This window comes from Streptomyces sp. 184, from assembly GCF_045781775.1.
Taxonomy (GTDB): domain Bacteria; phylum Actinomycetota; class Actinomycetes; order Streptomycetales; family Streptomycetaceae; genus Streptomyces.
On record NZ_CP123230.1, the window covers coordinates 2615800 to 2636795 of the forward strand.

A 20996-nucleotide genomic window follows, 5' to 3' on the forward strand; every position below is an offset into this window, starting at 1 on the left:
GATATGTAGCTCGAATGAGGGAATGCTGCCTGATCACGTAAGAATTCATTCCATGGGTCCCCCACCCTCGACAATCGAGTGAACAGGGAGGACGAGGGGGACGCGCCATGACGACAGCCGCGGGAGAAGAGATCCCGAGCGACTGGATCTGCATCCGGGACACCATCCGGGTCAACGACGCCTTACTGGCGGAGATCCGCAAAGAACTCGACCACTACCGGGACAAGCTCCCGCAGACCGCCCGGCTGGCACTGGTCGCCCGCGAGATCCTCCACGACGACGGCTACGTGCGACCTGCGCTACGTGACCGTGGACCAGCCCGAGGTTCTGGACGCGCCGCGTGCGGGCAGGACGGCCGGGTTCGCCGTCGGATGGGACGGCTTCCCGGCTGCCTGGACCGAGGTGAAGGTGGACTTCGTACGCATCGGGCCGGTCGGCGCCACCGCCCGGACACCCACCGTCTCGCTGATCCTCGACCACACCGGCCGGGCGGAGAACAAGCGCCACGAGGACGACACGAAGGCGGTCAAGCTGTTCGCGCCGGGCCGGTCGAGCACCGTCCCGGCCACCTACGACCGCGGGCCGCAGGGCCCGCCCCGCACCCAGCCGGCGTTCTGGGGCCGCAGCCCGGTGGCGACCTGGCAGGTCAGGGTGGAGAAGCGCTCCGCCGAGCAGGGCGGGCCGCAACTGGCCGCGCTGCGCGAGCTGTTCCTCACGTCGGCTGCTGGTTCTACCGGTCCGCGGCCGCCCCCGCCGAACCGGTCGCCGAGCCCATGGCGCTGCGGGCCGACTTCGACGGCGACGGCCGGCCCGACACCGCGGTCTGGCAGCCCGCCGAAGGGCTCTGGCGGATCGAGCCGGCCGCCGGCGGCCCAGACGCTGGTGATGCTGGGCGTGTACCTCTCCCGCGCCGGCCGGCACGACGAGGCGATCGCGGCCGGCAAGGAGGGCGTCGCCGGCTACCGGGCCCTGGCGGACGCCGAGCACGTCGCCTGGGCGCAGACCAACCTCGCCGCGCACCTCCAGGGCGCCGGGCGCCCCGGCGAAGCCGCCGACGCCTGGGGGGGAGGCCCGCGGCATCTACCAGGGGCTCGACGACGCCGAGCCCGGCAGATACCGCGCCCTGCTCGCCCAGTGCTCGTACCGCATGGCGTCCCTGCTGGTCGCCGCCGCCCGCCGCGGCGAGGCCCCGGCTCCGGCCGAGCAGGCGGTGGCGCTCTACCAGGAGCTGGCCGCGGCCGACCCGGGCCGGTACACCGCCGAGCTGGCCGCGGCCGTCAAGCTCCGCGACTCGCTGGCGGCCCGGGGCTGAACGGCACCGTCCTCGCGCGGTCGCGTATGACCGACCGCGCGGGGACGGCTCCGGGGCGGCCCCCGGGACCGCCCCCGGCAACGGGCGCACCTTCCCGCGGCCCCTCGACGGGCCCGGCTCGAAGACCCGGTGCTTCTCCGCGCGCGCCGCGGACGCGACCGCGGCGACCGCCGCCCCGCCCCGCCCTCGGCCGGGCGGGCACCCGCGGCAGGTCGCGGTCGTGCTACGAGATGGCCGCATTGCGGCGACTGCACAGGGCTACGAACTGGTGACCGGCGGACAACCTAGGTAGATTCGTGCGCACCCCCAACCGCCGCACACAGAACAGAGGTTACGCGCCGATGGCACACAGCCGGCCCGAGTTAGGCCGCTACGAGGCGCGCCTGCTGCTGTGGCTGCTGCGGGAGTCGGGCCACCGCCCCGACGTGCCGGTGCGCACCGCCGCCTTCGGCGTCGAGCAGAACAAGCCGGCCCTCGGCGTCTCCGCCGTCATCGCCGCGCTCGCTGACCGCGGCCTGGTGCACGTCCACCGCTGGCCCGAGCACAACCCCGCCGACACCTCGCTCCGCCCCGAGGGCCACGAGCGCGCGCTGCGCCTGGAGCGCGAGCGCCGCGACCCCGGGGCGCGCCACGGGTACGCCGAGGACGCCGTGCTGCGCTGGGCCTTCGAGCACCGCGGCGACGACGAGCTGCTGCTGCGCGACTTCTTCGTCGCCGACCACGTCTTCTTCCACGGCGACGCCCTCAGGGCCGGCGAAGTCCTCTCCGCGGCCCGCTCGTTACGCTCCGCGGGCCTGCTCGACCTCCTCGACGCCGGCGTCTCCGGCGACCTGGTCACCGGGCAGGTCAAGCTCACCGCGCGCGGGCTCGACTGCGGCCACGCGGGCACCGGCGTCGCCGGGTTCCTGCGCCGCCAGAGCGACCGGCAGCCCAGTTTCCACTTCGAGACGATCCAGGGCGACGTCACGATCATCAGCAACAGCACCGTCACCTACGTCGGCAGGCTCGCCGACGAACTCGCCGACGTGGGCCCCGCGCTCGGCCTCGACGAGGAGCGGCTGCGGCTGCTGCTGCGGGACGGGGACGAACTGCGCCGCGCGGCCGAGGAGCGCCGGCCCGGCCGGGTGCGGGAGCTGTTCGACCGGATCAGCCGCGAGCTGGGCAGCGCCCCGGACACCACCGGCCGGCAGCTCCTGCTCGAAACGGCACGACAGGTCGGCGGCATGCTCGGCTAGCCGGGACGCCGTCGCGCAACGGGAGGGAAGCGGAGCTTGACCCTGTACGGACGTGATGCCGTGCTAGTGGAACTGGTGCCGCAGATGGTGGGACTGCACCACACGAAGCGGAAGGCCGTACGGCAGGAGCCGCGCGGCGAGGTACCCGCCGTGCTGCTCCACGGCGGCCACGGGAGCGGCCGTACGGCCGTGCTGGACGCGCTGCGCGAGGCGTACGCCGACCGCGTCCCCGTGGCCGCGGTGGACTGCGCCGGCGTCCGCGACGACGACGCCGCGGTCTCCAACACCTCGCCCGTCGCCGAGTTGCTGACCGACCTGGCCCGCGGGCTGTGCGCGCACCGCCAGGGCTTCGGCCGGCTCCGGCTGCCCCGGCTGCTCACCGGTCTGGTCGCCGTCAGCGCCTGGCACCGGGGGGAGCTGGACGAGCAGGCGTGCGCCCGCGCGCGGGTCGAGGCGCTGCTCACCGACTGCGGGCTGGAGAAGGACCCGGAACGGGCCCGCGGCTGGCCCGGCGACGTGATCGACCTCATCGGCGGGTGGGGTACGGACGAACTGGGCCCGATCGCCGCCGCGAGCATCCATCTCTTCACCGACCGGTACCTGGGCTTCCGGGAGAACCGGGCGGTGCGCCAGTGGTACGACGGCCTGGACGGCGTGCCCACCTCGCAGCAGGACAACAACCACGTGCTCACCGCCCTGTGCCGCGCCTTCCACCTCGGCGAGGGCATGCGCCGGCGCATCGAGGGCTACCTCGTCGAAGCGCTGCTGGAGGACCTGCGGGCCGCGTACGCGGGATGGCGGCACCTCAACGCCGCGCCCCGCCCGCTGGCGCTCCTCGACAACGTCCACAGCCCCGCCGGCAAGGACCTGCTCGACCTGCTGCTCACCCGGCGCGTCGGCGCGGGCGAGCGCCCCGACCCGCTCGTCGTCCTCGCCGCGACCCTCGGCGAGCCGCGCGGCGAGCGGTTCGCCGGCGCGGCCCGCTGGACCGCCGCGAACGTCGCCGGGCTGCGCGAGTGGCGCCGCCGCGGCGAGCCCGGCGACCCGGCCGCCGGGCTCGTCACGCTGCCGCTGCCGCCCCTGGACCCCGACGAGCTGCTGTCGATGATGCACGTCGGCGAGGAGCGGGCGGTACGCCAGGACGTGGCCCGCGCCGTGCACCGGTTCACCGGCGGCAGCCCGCTGGGCTGCCGGATCTTCTACGACGCCCTGGACGCCGCGCCGGAGCCGGCCGCCGTCGAGCCGCACGAGCTGGCGCGGCTGCGGCTCGCGGGGGAGCACGTCACGGAGCTGATGCTCGCCGCGCTCGTGCCCGACGCGGCGCTGGCCGGGTATCTCGTGCTGCTGTCCGTCGCGCAGGACGCCGCCGCGGCCCGGGTGCTGGCCGGCGCGTACCTGACCCGCGACCACCAGATCGGCGCCGTCGAGGAGGTGCGCAGCCACCTGCGCGACGAGCGGTGGCCGCAGGCCGGCCGGCCGTTCGTGGCCGACGGCTTCCTGCGCGCCGTGCTCGTCAACGAGCTGCGCCGTCGCCCGGCGGACGCGACGGACCCGCCGCAGCCCTGGGCGGAGCTGCACCAACTGCTGCGCGGGCACCACGAGGACCGCGGCGAGCACGCCGCCGCCCGGCACCACGAGCTGGCCGCGGGCAGCCCCGCCGAGCCCGCCCGCTGGCTCACCGCCGTCCTGCACCGGCCGGCCACCGACCACTGGCTCGCCGACCTGTGGCGCATCGCCAGCGCCCCGCACCCGCCCGATCCCGCCTGGGCCGACGTGTGCCGGGCGACGGCGTCGGGGGAGCGGGACGCGACGTTCTCCGGCGACGCCGTCGCGCGGTCCGTCAACCGGCTGCTGCACGCCGTGTGGTACGCCGCCGACCCGCTGTCCGTACCCGACGCGCACCTGCGCGGCCGGATCGGGCGGGAGCTGGACTTCCTGTCGTTCGAGCACCCGACGGGCGGCAGGGCCCTGTACGCCGCGTCGCAGGAGTGGCCGGCGGCGCTGAAGGAACTGCGGACACCGGACTCGGCCGTGGGACGCCGCGAGGGCGGCGAGGAGGGGAGGGGCCATGCCATTCCTTAGCCGGCCGCTGGGCCGTGCGGAGAAGGCGATCCTGGCGGTGCTGGCCGTCGCGGCGATCACCGCGGCCACGGTGCTGGTGGTGCTCGGCCTCGGGGGTGAGGGGCCGTGCGGCGACGGGCTCGTGGAGTCGGCGAACGGCGAGGAGTGCGTCGGCGTCGCCGACGCCACCGCGCAGTCGCCGGCCTTCGCGCCGGGCGCGGACGGGCCGGACGAGCGGATAGCGGACCTCGTACGGCAGATCGGGGAGGAGAACGAGCGGATCCGCGCCACCTGGGAGGACGACGACAGCTCCGATCGCGAGCCGTACGTGCGCGTCGGGCTGATGATGCCGTTCAACGCCACCGAGTCCAGCGCGATGACCCCCGAGGTCGTGCAGAACACCCTCGCCGGCGTGCTCACCGCGCAGCTCGCGGCCAACGACCGCGCGCAGGGCGTCAACTACCAGCTCCTGCTGGCCAACGTCGGCAAGGACCTGTCGCAGTGGCGGCCGGCCGTCGACCAGCTCGCCGCGCTCACCACCGGCAAGGCGCCGACCAGGAGCGACTCGCCGCTCGTCGGCGTGGTCGGCCTGCCCAACAGCGAGCAGGACACCGAGGACGCCGCCGAGGCGCTGTCGAAGGCCGACATACCGGCCGTCTCCGGCGTGCTCAGCTCGCCGATGATCAGCGCGGACACCCTGTTCAAGTCCGCGCCGTCCAACACCGAGTCCGTCGCCGCGCTCGCCGACTACCTCGACGGCCACCCGGGCGCCCGGCCCGGCAAGCCCTCCGGCTACCTCGTCTGGGACTCGCGCAAGGAGGACAACTACGTCGCCAACACCCGCGACAACATGCGCGACGTGTTCGGCGAGGAGTACCAGCTCGAAAACCGCAGCTCCTCCTTCGTCGGCATCATGGGCGACTACAAGGGCGCGCCGCGCCGCTTCTCCCCGGCCGCCCGGGGCATCTGCCGGCTGGAGGCCGACACCGTCTTCTACGCCGGCCGCGACTCCGACCTGCCGTATCTGATCACCCAGTTGTCCGACGAGCCGGAGTGCGACGACTTCGACTCCGAGATACGCATCCTGCGCGTCGCGACCGGCCTGCCCGAGGGGCTGACGGGCGAGGAGGTGCGCGCGGACATGGCCGAGGCCCGGGTCGTCACGGTCGGCGCCTCGGCGACCGACGCGCCCTCGTGGCGCTCCGGCGACGGCTCCGACGAGCGCTTCACCACCTTCGCCGACGGGTTCGCGGAGGTCAGCGGGCTGCCGGGGGAGGCGCTCGACGACGGGTACGCCATCATGCACCACGACGCGTTCACCGTCCTCGCCCAGGCCGTCGGCACCGCGCTGGACGACCTGGAGCAGCCGGCCGCGGGCAAGGAGTCGAACCGGCTGCCGTCCAAGCTCGACGTGTACAACACCATCACCAACATGAAGGTGGTCGCGGGCGGCGACCCGTGCCAGGACTGCGTGCACGGCGCCAGCGGGCAGTTCGGCTTCGACGTGGAGAAGGACAACTGGCCGGTGTGCAAGCCGGTCCCGGTCATCGAGTACCCGCGTCCGCAGGACGCGGACCGGCCGCGGCTGTACCGGACGTTCCAGGCCCCGGACGGCACGTGCCCGGCATGACGACGGCGTACGACGAGGAAGGTGACGGCACCGCATGAACGCGTTATCCCGCGACGACGAGCCCGAGATCGACCTGCGCACCGACCGCCCGCACTCCGCGCGCGTCTACGACTACCTCATCGGCGGCAAGGACAACTACGCCCCCGACCGCGCCGCGGGCGACGCCTCCGTGCGTGCCTGGCCCAGCCTGCCGACCTCCATGAAGCAGACCCGGGTCTTCATGCACCGGGTGACCAGGACGCTGGCCCGCGACTACGGCATCCGGCAGTTCCTGGACATCGGCACCGGCATACCCACTCCGCCGAACCTCCACGAGGTGGCCCAGGAGGTCGCGCCGGAGTGCCGGGTGGTGTACGTGGACAACGACCCCATCGTCCTGGCCCACGCCCGCGCGCTGCTCCAGAGCACCAGGCAGGGCCGTACCGGCTACATCCAGGCCGACCTGCGCGACCCCGAGTCGATCCTCGCCGACCCGCAACTGCGCGACGTGCTCGACCTGGACGAGCCGGTCGCGCTGTCGCTCATCGCCATCGTCCACTTCATCCTCGACGAGGACGACCCGCAGGGCATCGTCGCGCGGCTGCTGGGCGCGCTGGCGCCGGGGAGCTTCCTGGCGCTGACGGTCTTCACCGGCGACACCGACCCGGAGCGGGTCGCGGGCGTCGGCCGCGAGTACAACGCGCGCGGCATCCCGCTCCAGATCCGCGACCGCGCCGAGGCGGAGCGGTTCTTCGCCGGCCTGGAGCCGATCGACCCGGGGGTGACGCTGGTCCACCACTGGCGCCCGGACGGCATCGGCGAGTCGGTGCCGAACTCGCACATCGCCATGTACGGCGGCGTGGCCCGCAAGCCGGCCTGACCGCGGCGGCGCGGCGGGCCGGCGCCGGGGCGGCCCCGGGCCCGCCCCGGTTCGTACGCGGCACGGGTGGGCACCCGGGAGGAGCCATGGAGTAAGGTTTATCTCGACATCGAGATATCTGCCGAAGGTGCCACCCTCAAGTCGCCCCGCTTCGGACGTAGCGGCAGGATTGCGGTGGAACGCGAATGACGAAGGAGACTGTCGTGTCGGCGAACAGCTTCGACGCCCGCAGCACGCTGCACGTGGGCGGCGAGTCGTACGAGATCTTCCGGCTGGACAAGGTGGACGGTGCCGCCCGGCTGCCGTACAGCCTGAAGGTGCTGCTGGAGAACCTGCTCCGCACCGAGGACGGCGCGAACATCACCGCCGACCACATCCGGGCCCTGGGCGACTGGGACTCCCAGGCCCAGCCGAGCCGGGAGATCCAGTTCACGCCGGCCCGCGTGATCATGCAGGACTTCACCGGCGTCCCCTGCGTCGTCGACCTCGCCACCATGCGCGAGGCCGTCAAGGACCTGGGCGGCGACCCCGCCCGGATCAACCCGCTGGCCCCGGCCGAGCTGGTCATCGACCACTCCGTGATCGCCGACAAGTTCGGCACCCCGGACTCCTTCCAGGTCAACGTGGAGCTGGAGTACGGGCGCAACCGCGAGCGCTACCAGTTCCTGCGCTGGGGCCAGACCGCGTTCGACGAGTTCAAGGTCGTCCCGCCCGGCACCGGCATCGTGCACCAGGTGAACATCGAGCACCTGGCCCGCGTCGTCATGGTCCGCGACGGCAAGGCGTACCCCGACACCCTCGTCGGCACCGACAGCCACACCACCATGGTCAACGGCCTCGGCGTGCTCGGCTGGGGCGTCGGCGGCATCGAGGCCGAGGCGGCGATGCTCGGCCAGCCCGTCTCGATGCTCATCCCGCGCGTCGTCGGCTTCAAGCTCACCGGCGAGCTGCCCACCGGCACCACCGCCACCGACCTGGTGCTGACCATCACCGAGATGCTGCGGGCGCACGGCGTCGTCGGCAAGTTCGTCGAGTTCTACGGCGCCGGCGTCGCCCAGATCCCGCTGGCCAACCGGGCGACGATCGGCAACATGTCGCCGGAGTTCGGCTCCACCGCCGCGATCTTCCCGATCGACGCCGAGACCCTCACGTACCTCAAGCTCACCGGCCGCGACGCGCAGCAGCTCGCGCTGGTCGAGGAGTACGCCAAGGCCCAGGGCCTGTGGCACACTGCGTCTGATCAAGAGGGGGCGCACGAGCCGGAGTACTCCGAGTACCTGGAGCTGGACCTGTCCACGGTCGTGCCGTCGCTCGCCGGGCCGAAGCGCCCGCAGGACCGCATCGAGCTGTCGAAGGCCGCCGAGCAGTTCCGGCTCGACGTGCGCAACTACGTCGACGACGCCGACGAGCCGGGCAAGGAGTCCTTCCCCGCCTCCGACGCCCCCGCCTCCTCCAACGGGGTGCCGACCCGCTCCACCCCGGTGACCGCGGCCGACGGCACGACGTTCGAGATCGACCACGGCGCCGTCACCGTGGCCGCCATCACCTCCTGCACCAACACCTCCAACCCGTCCGTCATGGTCGGCGCGGCGCTGCTGGCGAAGAAGGCGGTGGAGAAGGGCCTGACCAGCAAGCCGTGGGTGAAGACCACGCTGGCGCCGGGCTCCAAGGTCGTCATGGACTACTACGACCGGGCCGGCCTCACCCCGTACCTCGACAAGCTCGGCTTCAACCTCGTCGGCTACGGCTGCACCACCTGCATCGGCAACTCCGGCCCGCTGCCGGAGGAGATCTCCAAGGCCGTCAACGAGCACGACCTGGCCGTCACCTCGGTGCTCTCCGGCAACCGCAACTTCGAGGGCCGGATCAACCCCGACGTGAAGATGAACTACCTGGCGTCGCCGCCGCTGGTCGTCGCGTACGCGCTCGCGGGCTCCATGAAGGTGGACATCACCCGCGAGCCGCTGGGCACGGACAAGGAGGGCAAGCCGGTCTACCTCAAGGACATCTGGCCCAGCGAGCAGGAGGTCGAGGAGGTCGTCGCCGCCGCCATCGGCGAGGAGATGTTCACCGAGTCGTACCAGGACGTCTTCGCCGGCGACGAGCAGTGGCAGGCGCTGCCGATCCCGACCGGCGACACCTTCGCCTGGGACGCCGAGTCCACCTACGTGCGCAAGCCCCCGTACTTCGACGGCATGGGCATGGACCCGGCGCCGGTCGAGGACGTCGCGGGCGCCCGCGTGCTGGCCCTGCTCGGCGACTCGGTCACCACCGACCACATCTCGCCGGCGGGCGCCATCAAGGCCGACACCCCGGCCGGCCAGTACCTCACCGAGCACGGCGTGACCCGCCGCGACTTCAACAGCTACGGCTCCCGCCGCGGCAACCACGAGGTCATGATCCGCGGCACCTTCGCCAACATCCGGCTGCGCAACCAGATCGCCCCGAACACCGAGGGTGGCTACACCCGCGACTTCACCCGCCCGGACGCCCCGGTCTCCTTCATCTACGACGCGGCCCAGAACTACGCCGCGGCCGGCACCCCGCTGGTGGTGCTGGCGGGCAAGGAGTACGGCTCCGGCTCGTCGCGCGACTGGGCGGCCAAGGGCACCGCGCTGCTCGGCGTGCGCGCGGTGATCGCCGAGTCGTACGAGCGCATCCACCGCTCCAACCTCATCGGCATGGGCGTGCTGCCGCTCCAGTTCCCCGCGGGCGCCTCGGCGCAGTCGCTGGGCCTGACGGGTGAGGAGACCTTCACCTTCACCGGCATCACGGCCCTGAACGACGGCCCCGTCCCGGAGACGGTCCGGGTGGCCACGGACACCGGCGTCGAGTTCGACGCGGTGGTACGCATCGACACCCCCGGCGAGGCGGACTACTACCGCAACGGCGGCATCCTCCAGTACGTCCTGCGCTCCCTGATCCGCGACTGACCCGCCCGGCCCCACACCCCGCGCCCTCCACCCGGAGGGCGCGGGGTTCTTTGCGTCCGCGTCCCGGACGGCACGCCCGGCGCCCGTCGTCGTGGCGGCCATCCGGGTGGGCGCGCGCCGGGCCGGGCCGCTCTCGGGGCGGGCGCGCCCGCGGACGTACGGACCCGGCGCTGATCAGGACATTCCGGGTGCGTGCGGGCGGCTTCCTGCCCCGCCCGGCGCGGGCTCCAAAAGGCTGGACCAATGGCGGTCGGCACCCACGGTGACGGGCTTTCCGGCCGACCGGGTGCGGGTGGGGCCGCAGCGCGTTTCCCGCAGGTCTCAAGTCGGGAAATACTCTCGACGAACCTTGTATTCGATCTTGCTCAGGCGGCGCCGAGTGGACTATACCTGTCCGCACCCGGCGGCACCCCCAACCCTCCGGAGCACCACCCTGCACCACTCACGTAACACATGACCGCGGTAATCGGCTCCTGCACCATGAGACACCTTGCGTCGGGGGATCCGGTACACCGCCTGAGTCCTGGAGAGAGTGAGGACTTGAGCATGGGATCCAACACGCATGTCGGTCGCCGCGATCTGATCAAGCGGGCCATGGCCCTCGGCCTGATCTCCGTCCCCACCGTCGGTGCCCTGTCGGCGTGTGCCAGCGGTGGCGGCGACGACGACAACGACGGCGGCGCGAAGGCCGACAAGACCGACAAGAACCCGCTGGGTGTGGACAAGAACACCGACCTCGAAGTACTGATGTTCGACGGCGGCTTCGGCACGAAGTACATCGACGACGACGCCACCGCGTACCAGAAGAACTTCGCCAAGGTGAAAACCAGCTCGACGGAGAAGATCCAGTCGAAGGTCCAGGGCCGGATGGCGGCCGGCGACCCGCCGGACCTCATCAACAACTCGGGCGACGAGGCCATGGACGTGCCCGCGCTCATCACGCAGGGCCAGCTCGCGGACCTCACCCCGCTGCTCGACGCCCCGTCGATCGACGACCCGGGCAAGAAGGTCCGGGACACCCTGCGCGACGGCACCATCGAGATGGGCCAGTACGGCGACGAGAAGGTCTACCGGATGAACATCGCCTACTCGGTGTTCGGCCTCTGGTACTCCAAGAAGCTGCTGGACGACAACGGCTGGGAGTACCCGAAGACCTGGGACGACATGCTCGCCATCTGCGCGGACGCGAAGAAGCAGAACATCGCCGGGTTCGCGTACACCGGCGTCTACCCCCAGTACCTCGGCTTCAGCATGCTGCCGATGATCGGCAAGGTCGGCGGCGTGGAGGTGCTCGACGCGATCGACAACCTCGAACCCAACGCCTGGAAGCACGACGCGGTCAAGGGCGTCATGGAGGCGCACTACGAGCTGTACGACAAGGGCTACGTCCTGAAGAACTCGCCCGGCAAGACGCACACGGACGTGCAGACCGACTGGACCGAGCGCGGCAACTGCATCTTCATCCCGAACGGCTCCTGGGTGGAGAACGAGTCCAAGGACACCACGCCCCCGGACTTCGAGATGACCGTCTCCCCGTCGCCGAACCTGGACAGCTCGGACGCGATGCCGTTCGAGACCATCTGGGCGCAGGCCGGCGAGCCCTTCATCGTGCCGGCGAAGGCCAAGAACTCCGTGGGCGCCATGGAGTTCCTGCGGAACATGCTGAGCAAGAAGTCCGCGGCGGGCTTCACCGAGCTGGTGTCGTCCCTCGCCTGCGTCGAGGGCTCCGAGGAGGGCCTGCAACTGGGCACCGGGCTCACCACCGCCGTCGGGCTCCTCGACGGCGCCGGCGAGAACTTCCTCAACCCCCGGTTCCCCGACTGGTATCCGACCCCGTACCGGGAGAAGATCGTCTTCGTCCTGGGCGACATGATGAAGGGCGGCATCAAGCCCGCCGAGGCCATCGACAAGATCCAGGGCATCGCCGACGAGACGGCCCAGGACGACAGCATCAAGAAGTACAAGCACTGAATCGGCGGATCCAGTCGGTGAACGAGCGAAATGGGGGCGCCGGAATGACGGACGACGGCCGTGCCGCGACCGAAGTCGGGGATCCCGGGGACACCGCGGAGAAACAGGTGCCGGAAAAGCCGCGGAAAGTGGCCTTCCGTAACTCTCCGCGATACCGGGCCTTCGTCAAGTACCGGTTCGTCACCGGATTCCTCATCGTCCCCTTCGGTCTGTACGCGGTGTTCGTCATCTCGCCGTTCGTCCAGACCTTCTACTACTCGCTCACCGACTGGACCGGAGTCAGCAGCGACTTCAACATGGTGGGGTTCGAGAACTACTCCAGGCTGCTGGACGACGAGACCTTCTGGGCCGCCGTCCGCAACAACCTGATCCTCGCCCTCGCCGTCCCGCTCGTCACGCTCAGCCTCGGGCTCTTCTTCGCCTTCATGGTCACCGTCGGTGGCCGGCACCGGAAGGGCGAGGCCGTCTCCGGGGTCCGGGGCGCCAAGACGTACAAGATCGTGTACTTCTTTCCGCAGGCCCTGTCCATCGCGGTGATCGCGGCCCTGTGGGGCTACATCTTCAAGCCCGACGTCGGTCTGCTCGACCCCGTCCTGCCCGAGTCGCTGTCGCCGAACGGCGGCTGGCTGGCGGACTCGAAGTTCGCCCTGTGGGCCGTGATGATCGTGATGTGCTGGGCCATGGTCGGGTTCTTCGTGGTCCTGTTCTCCGCGGCCATCGGGCAGATCCCCAAGGAGATCTACGAGTCCGCCCTGCTGGACGGCGCAAGCCGGGCGGCGACCTTCTTCCGCATCACCCTGCCGCTCATCCGGGACACCGTGCAGACCGGCTGGGTGTACATGGGGATCATGGCGCTCGGCGCGGAGTCGTTCGCCGTCGTCAACATCATCACCCAGGGACCCGGCGGACCCGACGACTCCACCATGGTGCTCGGCGTCTACCTCTGGAACACCGGCTTCGGCCAGTTGCAGGCCGGCCGGGGCGCGGCGATGGGTGTCGCGCTGTTCATCCTCACCATGATCCTCGCAGTGGCCGCGCTGTCCGTCGGCCGTCGACGCGACCGCATCGAGTACTGAGCATCGAGTGCCGAGCACGATCCGGAAGGCCAGGTCATGACCACTGCGGAACCCACCGACCGCCCCACCGCGCTCGACAAGGCGGACCAGGCGCAGGACTCGTCGCGGTCGCCGCTGCTGGAGCCGCGCAAGCGGATCGAGGGCGCCGTACTCAACGTCTTCTCGCACGGCTTCCTGATCCTGTGGACCGTGCTGGCCGCGGGCCCGCTGGTCTGGGCCCTGATGAACGCCCTGAAGGACTCGGGCGACATCCTGGCCAACCCGTGGGCGCTGCCCAGCAGCATCGACTGGGCGAACTGGTCCAACGCCTGGAGCCGGGCGCGCATCGGCCGCTACGCCGCGAACTCCGTGCTCATCGTGGCGATCTCCGTGCCGCTCACCATGCTCTTCGGGTCGATGGCCGCGTACGTGCTCGCCCGGTTCGACTTCAAGGGCGCGCGCATCGTCTACTTCACCTTCGTCGGCGGCATGGCCTTCCCCGTGGTGATGGCGCTCGTACCGCTGTTCTTCGTGATGAAGAACCTCTCGCTGCTCGACACCCGGCACGGGCTGATCATGGTGTACATCGCGTACTCCATGCCGTTCACGATCTTCTTCATGACCACGTTCTTCCGCACGCTGCCCTCGTCCGTCTCCGAGGCCGCGGAGATCGACGGGGCCTCGCACAGCCGCATCTTCTTCCAGGTGATGCTGCCCATGGCCAAACCCGGCCTGATCAGCGTGGGCATCTTCAACTTCCTCGGGCACTGGAACCAGTACGTGCTGCCCTTCGCGCTCAACCAGGGCAACGAGGACGACTACGTGCTCACCCAGGGCATCGGACTGCTCTTCGCCCAGGCGGGCTACCGCTCCGACTACGGCAGGCTCTTCGCGGGGCTGGTGATGGCGGCGCTGCCGATCCTGGTCGTCTACATCATCTTCCAGCGCCAGGTGCAGTCCGGGCTCACCGCGGGCGCGGTGAAGTAGGACGCGTCCGGCGGCCGGCGCGGGTCCACCGCGCCGGCCGCCGCGCGGCGGTCAGCGTACGACCGTCTGGATCTCCTTGACGGTCACGTCGTACGTGCCGGAGGACATGCCGTCGGGCAGTTGCGGGTCGCCCTGCGCCACCGGGCCGTCCGGGTCGGCCGAGGCGGTCCAGTGGACCTCCCAGGTGAGCGAGGCTTCCAGCGGGTAGGTGCCCCCGCCGGAGGACTTGCGGTACGTCACGTTGCAGGCGGCGTCCGCGGTGTCGACGTCGTACCCCGTCGCGCCGCTGCCGCTGAGTTCGTACGTGCAGGACTGCGGCTCGGCGTACCCGGTGCCGGCGCCGATCCGCAGCCGCTTGGGCGTGGCCACGGTGGTGGCGGCGTACTGCACGCCGAGGTAGTCGATGCTGGCGGTGGTGGCCACCCGCTGGATGCCCGTCTCGCTCCGGAACGTGGCGTGCACCGGCAGGTTGACCTTCTGGAGCGCCGGGTCCGGCTTGAGCTTCACCGGCGGGGCGGGCAGCTTGGTCGCGTTGTAGGCGATCTCCGCGAGCATCTCGGGGCTGATGCTCGGGCCGTCGTCGGGGATGTCCCCCTGGTCCATCCAGAACGGGTTGCCCTGGAGGATCTCACACGCCTGGAACGCCTCGTCCTTGCCCATGTCCTTGTTGTACGCGACATCCCACCAGGCGCCGTCCTTGCCCTGGTTCCACTTCTTCTCCTCCCACTCCTCGATCCAGTCGGCCTGCGCGCTCTCCGAGTGCGTGTAGGTACCGGGCCCGTACTCCGCCATCTCCTCGGCGTCGAAGCGCGGCTCGTACCAGCACGGCGGGGGAGTCCAGTTGCCCTGGGCCGGGGTCATCGGCGGGGCGGAGGGGTCGCCGCCGGTGGTGGTGACCCGCACGTGGGACCACGCGTCGATGGTGTCGCCGCCGTCCGACCCGCCGCCCCCGCCGGTGCCCCAGCCGCCGCCCTGCGCGTACGCGGGCTGCGTGCCCAGCAGCAGCGCGGTCACGCCGGCCGCGACCGCCAGGCCCGTACCCGAGCGGCGTACGAGCGCCTTGTTCACCGACATGTTCCGTCCCCCTCAGTCCAGTCGGACTCGGCCACCGCCCAGGTGCCGTCGTCCGTGCGCGTGAGCGTCTGCCGGTAGAGCCGCACCACGGCGGAGTTCCCGCCGTCGGCGCTCACGTTCTTGCCGGTCCCGGCGTCGACGACGTAGCCGTCGCTCTGGTCCTCGCAGAACACGACCAGCGCGCTGCCGTCCCTGACCTGCTTGACCTCGCGGTTGAAGTACCGCCCCGTGCCCGCGATGCGCTGCCCCTCGTCGGCGAAGCGCGCGAAGTCCTTCACGTACGTGGTGTAGGCCGGGTCCTGCCAGTACCGCTCGAAGTTGGCCGTGGCCTTCTGCCGCCCGTAGCTCTCCACCATGGCGCTGAGTGCGTAGCCCTGGTCGCGCAGCACCGCGTCCTTCTTCTCGTCCCCGGTGTCCGCGGGCTCCACGTCGGCCTTCAGGTCGCCTGGGAAGTCGAAGGCCGGGGCGTCCGGGTCCTCCTCGGCGGGGGCGCTGGGGGAGGCCGAGTTCTTCTTCTCCGCGCCCACGATCTCGTCCGTGCCCTCGTCGTCGGAGCCTCCGCAGGCGGTGAGCAGCAGGGCCGCGCCGAGGGCTGCGGCCGTCGCCCGGCCGAGGGTGCGGTGCCGCATCGATGACCAACTCCCAGCGTCGTCCGGCAGACTGCGGCAGGGGGCGGTCCGGGTCGGGGCCCGGATCTTTCCGGTCTTCCGAGCGGTGCTGCGTCCCCCGCGCGTCATCTAGGGAACCAACGTTATCGAGCCACGTCCCGGAGGTACCACCGGCTGCCGCCGGTTCGCGACACAGCCGTTACATGCTGTTACGCGCGCCCCGGGGCGGCCTTCGGGGGCCCGGGGCGGTCGGTGGGCGACCTGAATGCCCCGGTACGGACCCCGTGCGGCGCGGTCGCCGGGACGGTCTCGGTACCGTGGACTTTTGCGGGTTACGGAATAGTCACGCCGTCAAGGTCTTGACGGCGGTAACCATGGCCGTCGAGCCTAGACTTCACAAGTTGTAGGCGATCCGGGTCCCATCGGCGTGGCCCGGGAGGTGGGGGGCCGTCGTGTCTCCCGCCGAACCAGGAGTGGATGGCCGTGGTGGAGACTCCGGGCTCGCAGTCCTCGCTGCACCGGGCAAACCTCGAGCGCGTCGTGCGCGCCGTGCGGATGTCCGGTTCGCTCACGCAGGCGCAGATCGCGCGGAGCACCGGGCTGTCCGCCGCCACGGTCTCCAACATCGTCCGGGAGCTCCAGGAGAGCGGGACCGTCAGCGTCACGCCCACCTCGGCCGGCGGCCGGCGCGCGCGGGCGGTGTCGCTCAGCGGGGACGCCGGGATCGTCGTCGGGGTGGACTTCGGGCACACGCACCTGCGGGTGGCCGTGGGGAACCTGGCGCACCAGGTGCTCGCCGAGGAGTCCGAGCCGATCGACGTGGACGCCTCCGCCACCCAGGGCCTGGACCGGGCGGAGGCGCTGGTGAACCGGCTCGTGGGGGCCACGGACGTGCCCCCGGACAAGGTCGTCGGCGTGGGGCTGGGGGTGCCCGGCCCGATAGACACCGAGACCGGCGTGCTGGGCTCCACCGCCATCCTGCCGGGCTGGACCGGCACCAACCCGCGCGACGACCTCCAGTCCCGCCTCGGCGTCCCGGTGTACGTGGACAACGACGCGAACCTCGGCGCGCTCGGCGAGCTGGTCTGGGGCAGCGGCCGGGGCGCCAAGGACGTGGCGTACATCAAGGTCGCCAGCGGTGTCGGCGCCGGTCTGGTGATCAACGGGCAGCTCTACCGCGGCCCCGGCGGGACGGCCGGCGAGATAGGGCACATCACGCTGGACGAGTCCGGCCCCGTGTGCCGCTGCGGCAACCGCGGCTGCCTGGAGACCTTCACCGCCGGCCGCTACATCCTGGGCCTGCTGGAGGCCAGCCACGGCCCCGGGCTGACCGTGGAGCGCATGGTGCAGCTCGCGCGGGACGGCGACCCCGGCTGCCGGCGGGTGATCGCCGACGTCGGCCGGCACATCGGCAGCGGCGTGGCCAGCCTGTGCAACCTGCTCAACCCCAGCCGGGTGGTCCTCGGCGGCGATCTCGCCGAGGCGGGGGAGCTGATCCTCCAGCCCATAGGGGAGTCCGTCGCGCGCTACGCCATCCCCAGCGCCGCCCGCCAGCTCGACCTGGCGTCCGGGGCGCTGGGCAGCCGGGCGGAGGTGCTCGGGGCGCTGGCCCTGGTGCTGAGCGAGATGGGCGACCGTTCGATCCTTGACGGCGCCGTGCCCGCCCAAACCCCCGCTCTCACGTAGGCATGAGTTCACGTAGAGAAACCAGAGGATCGTATCCGTCTCGTTAAGCATTTACTTCTTGACGGCATGGTTACGGGCGAGTTGACTACCTCACACCTCGGCCGCGACGGCGCGGCCACGTCAGGGAGGTTCGACCGTGCACACCTATCTGCGCCGTGCGGCAGTCGCACTGGCCGCCGTAACCATGACCGTCGGCATCGCGGCCTGTGGCAGCGCCGATGAGGCCGACAACGACTCCGACAGCGGAGACAAGAAGAACGACGGGCCGTTGACGATAGGTCTCCTCCTGCCGGAGGACCAGACCGCGCGCTACGAGGACTTCGACCGGCCGCTGATCGAGAAGAAGATCGAGGAGCTGGCCCCCGGCACCAAGGTCATCTACAACAACGCCAAGCAGGACGCGACGACCCAGCAGCAGCAGGTCGACACCATGATCACGCAGGAGGTCGACGCCCTGATCCTGGACGCCGTCGACTACAAGTCGATCGCCTCCGGCGTCAAGGCCGCGGACGAGGCCGGCATCCCCGTCGTCGCCTACGACCGCCTCGCCGAGGGCCCGATCAGCGGGTACACCTCCTTCGACAACAACAAGGTCGGCCAGGTCCAGGCCGAGTCGCTGCTGGAGGCGCTGGGCGACGGGGCCAAGGACGGCGAGGTCGTCATGCTCAACGGCTCCGTCACCGACCCGAACGCCGCGATGTTCAAGGAGGGCGCGCACTCCGTCCTCGACGGCAAGGTCAACGTCGGCAAGGAGTACGACGTCAAGGAGTGGAAGCCGGAGAACGCCAACTCCGACATGAAGGGCGCCATCTCCTCGGTCGGCAAGGACAAGATCATCGGTGTCTACGCCGCCAACGACGGCATGGCGGGCGGCGCCATCACCGCCCTGAAGGCCGCCGACTTCGATCCGCTGCCGCCGGTCACCGGCCAGGACGCGGAGCTGGCGGGCGTGCAGCGCATCGTCACCGGCGAGCAGTACATGAGCGTTTACAAGCCGTACAAGCCGGAGGCCGACGCCGCCGCCGAGATGGCGGTCAAGCTGGCCCGCGGCGAGAAGGTCGACTCCGTCGCGACCAGCACCGTGGACAGCGAGTCCGAGCAGGGCGTGCCCGCCGTGCTCATCGACCCGATCGCGCTGACCACGGACAACATCAAGGAGACGGTCGTCAAGGACGGCCTGTGGACGATCGAGGAGATCTGCGCGGGCAAGTTCGCCTCTGCCTGCAAGGACGCCGGCCTTCAGTGAGCCGCTGAGCCACTGAGCCGCGACGTGCCACCCGCGTGCCCGGGGACCCGCCACCTCAACTCCCGCTGCCGGCGGGGCCCCGGGCACCCGGGCCTCATCTTGTCCACGCCTATCCCCCTGTAGGAGATGGTTCACGTGTCCGCTACGCCCGTGCTGGCGTTGCGCGGGATCTCGAAGCGGTTCGGTGCCGTCCAGGCACTCACCGACGTCGATCTCGAGGTCCGCGCCGGTGAAGTGGTCGCCCTGGTGGGCGACAACGGCGCCGGAAAGTCCACTCTCGTCAAGACCGTCGCCGGCGTCCACGCCATCGACGACGGCACCATCGAGTGGGGCGGCCGCCCCGTTCGCATCCACAAGCCGCACGACGCCCAGAACCTCGGCATCGCGACCGTCTACCAGGACCTCTCGCTCTGCGACAACCTCGACGTCGTCGGCAACCTCTTCCTCGGCCAGGAGATCCGCACCGTCGGCGTCCTGGACGAGGTCGAGATGGAGCGCCGCTCCCGCGAGCTGCTCACCACGCTGTCCATCCGCATCCCCAGCGTCCGCATCCCCACCGCCTCCCTCTCCGGCGGCCAGCGGCAGACCGTGGCCATCGCCCGCTCGCTGCTCGGCGACCCCAAGCTCGTCATCCTCGACGAGCCCACCGCCGCCCTCGGCGTCGAGCAGACCGCCCAGGTGCTCGACCTCGTCGAGCGGCTGCGCGAGCGCGACCACGCCGTGCTGCTGATCAGCCACAACATGGAGGACGTCAGGGCCGTCGCCGACCGGGTCGCGGTGCTGCGCCTCGGCCGCAACAACGGCGTCTTCGACGTCGCGAACACGACGCAGGAAGAGATCGTCGCCGCCATCACGGGCGCCACGGACAACGCCGTGACGCGCCGCTCGGCGCGCGGAAGTGCGGAGGCATCGAAGTGAGCACCGAGGGGATCGAGAAAGAAGACTCCGCGAAGACCGACCTCGCGAAGACCGACCTCGCGAAGTCCACCCCGTCCGCGGACACCCCGCCCGGCGTCGCCGAGGGGGCCGTCACCGCCGTCGACCCGCGGCTGCTCGTCCGCGAGCAGGGCTTCGCCGGCTATCTGACCGAGTTCAAGCGCCGCATGCGCGGGGGCGAGCTGGGCTCCGTCCCGGTCATCGTCGGCCTGATCGTCATCATGGCGATCTTCCAGGGCATGGACGACGCCTTCCTGTCCGCGCAGAACCTGTCGAACATCTCCATCGACATCGCCGGACCCGGGCTGATAGCCGTCGGCATCATCTTCGTGCTGCTGCTCGGCGAGATCGACCTGTCGATCGGCTCCGTCAGCGGGCTCGCCGGCGCGGTCTTCGCCGTGCTGGCCGTCCAGGAGGGGATGCCGGAAGTCCCGGCGATCATCCTCGCCGTCCTCGTCGGCACCGCGACCGGCGCCTTCCACGGCTTCTTCTTCGCCCGGATCGGCGTCCCGCCGCTCGTCGTGACCCTCGCCGGCCTGCTCGGCTGGCAGGGCCTGATGCTCTACATCCTGGGCAGCACCGGCACCATCAACCTCGACTCCGACGGCGTGGTCGGCAAGCTCACCACGTACTACTTCAGCGACGTCGCCGCCGCCTACGGGCTCGCGGCGGTCTCCGTCGGCGGCTACTTCGCCGCCGCGTACTTCGGCGCGAAGCGGCGCGAGGCGGCCGGGGTGCCGTCGCGGCCGCTCAGCGAGATCATCATGCGTACGGCCGTCCTGGCCGTGCTCGCGTTCGTCCCGGCGTACGTACTGAACCAGTACAAGGGCCTGCCGCTGGCGCTGCTCATCTTCCTCGTCGTGGTCGTCGGCGCGGACTTCGTGCTGCGCCGCACCGGCTTCGGCCGGCGGATCTTCGCCCTCGGCGGCAGCGTCGAGGCCAGCCGCCGGGCCGGCATCAACGTCGACCTGATGCGGATCGCGGTCTTCTCCGTCTCCGGCACGCTCGCGGCGGTCGGCGGCCTCTTCATGGCCTCCACCATCGCCGCGGCGAACCAGGGCGCGGGCGGCGGCACCCTGCTGATGAACGCCATCGCGGCGGCCGTCATCGGCGGCACCAGCCTCTACGGCGGCCGCGGCAGCAGCTGGTCCGCGCTGCTCGGCGTGCTGGTCATCATGTCCATCCAGTCGGGCCTGGCGCTCAAGGGCATCGACGCGCCGGTGCAGTACATGATCACCGGCTCGGTGCTGCTGGCGGCGGTCGTCATCGACTCCGTCTCCCGCCGCACCCAGAAGACGGCCGGACGCGCCTGACCGCCGTCCCGCCCGCCACCCGCCGCGCCCCCGTGCCGACTCCCGGCACGGGGGCGCAGCTGTTGCGGACCTGTGGCATACATCGCACTG

16 protein-coding genes are annotated in these 20996 nt (G+C 71.1%); 13 read left to right on the top strand and 3 right to left on the bottom strand.

The window, feature by feature from the left end:
- Window positions 1-569: 569 nt before the first annotated feature.
- Complete coding sequence (locus QBL21_RS11160; RefSeq protein WP_407561965.1) at window positions 570-716, bottom strand: hypothetical protein; 147 nt, start codon at window positions 714-716, stop codon at window positions 570-572.
- A 431-nt stretch (window positions 717-1147) separates the two neighbouring features.
- Between QBL21_RS11160 and QBL21_RS11165 the strand changes: the two genes are divergently transcribed.
- From QBL21_RS11165 to QBL21_RS11205, 9 genes are all read left to right on the top strand, one after another.
- Window positions 1148-1312: a hypothetical protein gene (locus QBL21_RS11165; RefSeq protein ID WP_407561966.1), complete on the top strand. Its 165-nt coding sequence runs from the start codon at window positions 1148-1150 to the stop codon at window positions 1310-1312.
- Window positions 1313-1653: 341 nt separating this feature from the next.
- The gene (locus QBL21_RS11170) at window positions 1654-2547 is read left to right on the top strand and encodes a hypothetical protein (RefSeq protein ID WP_407561967.1); all 894 of its coding nucleotides are present in this window, start codon (window positions 1654-1656) and stop codon (window positions 2545-2547) included.
- Window positions 2548-2607: 60 nt separating this feature from the next.
- Window positions 2608-4629 (top strand): ATP-binding protein, encoded by a 2022-nt coding sequence (locus QBL21_RS11175; protein ID WP_407561969.1) that lies wholly within the window; start codon window positions 2608-2610, stop codon window positions 4627-4629.
- The gene (locus QBL21_RS11180; protein ID WP_407561970.1) at window positions 4616-6238 is read left to right on the top strand and encodes a hypothetical protein; all 1623 of its coding nucleotides are present in this window, start codon (window positions 4616-4618) and stop codon (window positions 6236-6238) included. Before QBL21_RS11175 ends, QBL21_RS11180 begins: the two co-directional genes overlap by 14 nt.
- 34 nt (window positions 6239-6272) lie before the next feature.
- The gene (locus QBL21_RS11185; protein ID WP_407561971.1) at window positions 6273-7097 is read left to right on the top strand and encodes an SAM-dependent methyltransferase; all 825 of its coding nucleotides are present in this window, start codon (window positions 6273-6275) and stop codon (window positions 7095-7097) included.
- Between the two features lie 203 nt (window positions 7098-7300).
- Entirely contained in the window at window positions 7301-10030 is a 2730-nt protein-coding gene (gene acnA / locus QBL21_RS11190; RefSeq protein ID WP_407566381.1) for an aconitate hydratase AcnA, read from the top strand.
- Window positions 10031-10576: 546 nt separating this feature from the next.
- On the top strand, window positions 10577-12001 hold the full coding sequence (gene ngcE, locus QBL21_RS11195) for an N-acetylglucosamine/diacetylchitobiose ABC transporter substrate-binding protein (RefSeq protein ID WP_407561973.1): 1425 nt from the start codon (window positions 10577-10579) through the stop codon (window positions 11999-12001).
- A 44-nt stretch (window positions 12002-12045) separates the two neighbouring features.
- The gene (locus tag QBL21_RS11200; RefSeq protein ID WP_407561975.1) at window positions 12046-13077 is read left to right on the top strand and encodes a carbohydrate ABC transporter permease; all 1032 of its coding nucleotides are present in this window, start codon (window positions 12046-12048) and stop codon (window positions 13075-13077) included.
- 36 nt (window positions 13078-13113) lie between these two features.
- Window positions 13114-14043, top strand: a complete 930-nt coding sequence (locus QBL21_RS11205; RefSeq protein WP_407561977.1) for a carbohydrate ABC transporter permease — start codon at window positions 13114-13116, stop codon at window positions 14041-14043.
- 51 nt (window positions 14044-14094) lie between these two features.
- On the opposite strand, the gene QBL21_RS11210 is transcribed toward QBL21_RS11205, so the two are convergent.
- Together QBL21_RS11210 and QBL21_RS11215 are read right to left on the bottom strand one after the other, a co-directional pair.
- Window positions 14095-15117, bottom strand: coding sequence for a hypothetical protein (locus QBL21_RS11210; RefSeq protein ID WP_407561978.1), 1023 nt, complete (start codon window positions 15115-15117; stop codon window positions 14095-14097).
- A complete protein-coding gene (locus QBL21_RS11215) occupies window positions 15108-15746 on the bottom strand; it encodes a hypothetical protein (protein ID WP_407561980.1) in 639 nt (212 codons plus the stop codon). The genes QBL21_RS11210 and QBL21_RS11215 overlap by 10 nt, the downstream gene beginning before the upstream one ends.
- A gap of 465 nt (window positions 15747-16211) precedes the next feature.
- Between QBL21_RS11215 and QBL21_RS11220 the strand changes: the two genes are divergently transcribed.
- The 4 genes from QBL21_RS11220 to QBL21_RS11235 all read left to right on the top strand — a co-directional run bounded on the left by QBL21_RS11220 (window position 16212) and on the right by QBL21_RS11235 (window position 20906).
- Window positions 16212-17411: an ROK family protein gene (locus QBL21_RS11220; protein ID WP_407566382.1), complete on the top strand. Its 1200-nt coding sequence runs from the start codon at window positions 16212-16214 to the stop codon at window positions 17409-17411.
- Between the two features lie 136 nt (window positions 17412-17547).
- Window positions 17548-18657, top strand: coding sequence for a sugar ABC transporter substrate-binding protein (locus tag QBL21_RS11225; RefSeq protein ID WP_407561982.1), 1110 nt, complete (start codon window positions 17548-17550; stop codon window positions 18655-18657).
- 126 nt (window positions 18658-18783) lie between these two features.
- Window positions 18784-19575: an ATP-binding cassette domain-containing protein gene (locus QBL21_RS11230; protein ID WP_407561984.1), complete on the top strand. Its 792-nt coding sequence runs from the start codon at window positions 18784-18786 to the stop codon at window positions 19573-19575.
- Window positions 19572-20906 carry a sugar ABC transporter permease gene (locus QBL21_RS11235; RefSeq protein WP_407561986.1) on the top strand — a complete coding sequence of 445 codons (1335 nt, stop codon included), beginning with the start codon at window positions 19572-19574 and terminating at the stop codon, window positions 20904-20906. Before QBL21_RS11230 ends, QBL21_RS11235 begins: the two co-directional genes overlap by 4 nt.
- The last annotated feature ends 90 nt before the right edge of the window (window positions 20907-20996 follow it).

Excerpts from the sequence above, each read along its gene's own strand:
- QBL21_RS11165 (WP_407561966.1), top strand. The coding sequence starts at position 1,148 with ATGGCGTCCCTGCTGGTCGCCGCCGCCCGCCGCGGCGAGGCCCCGGCT.
- QBL21_RS11170 (WP_407561967.1), top strand. The coding sequence starts at position 1,654 with ATGGCACACAGCCGGCCCGAGTTAGGCCGCTACGAGGCGCGCCTGCTG.
- QBL21_RS11180 (WP_407561970.1), top strand. The coding sequence starts at position 4,616 with ATGCCATTCCTTAGCCGGCCGCTGGGCCGTGCGGAGAAGGCGATCCTG.
- QBL21_RS11185 (WP_407561971.1), top strand. The coding sequence starts at position 6,273 with ATGAACGCGTTATCCCGCGACGACGAGCCCGAGATCGACCTGCGCACC.
- ngcE (WP_407561973.1), top strand. The coding sequence starts at position 10,577 with ATGGGATCCAACACGCATGTCGGTCGCCGCGATCTGATCAAGCGGGCC.
- QBL21_RS11200 (WP_407561975.1), top strand. The coding sequence starts at position 12,046 with ATGACGGACGACGGCCGTGCCGCGACCGAAGTCGGGGATCCCGGGGAC.
- QBL21_RS11205 (WP_407561977.1), top strand. The coding sequence starts at position 13,114 with ATGACCACTGCGGAACCCACCGACCGCCCCACCGCGCTCGACAAGGCG.
- QBL21_RS11210 (WP_407561978.1), bottom strand. The coding sequence starts at position 15,117 with ATGTCGGTGAACAAGGCGCTCGTACGCCGCTCGGGTACGGGCCTGGCG.
- QBL21_RS11215 (WP_407561980.1), bottom strand. The coding sequence starts at position 15,746 with ATGCGGCACCGCACCCTCGGCCGGGCGACGGCCGCAGCCCTCGGCGCG.
- QBL21_RS11230 (WP_407561984.1), top strand. The coding sequence starts at position 18,784 with ATGGTTCACGTGTCCGCTACGCCCGTGCTGGCGTTGCGCGGGATCTCG.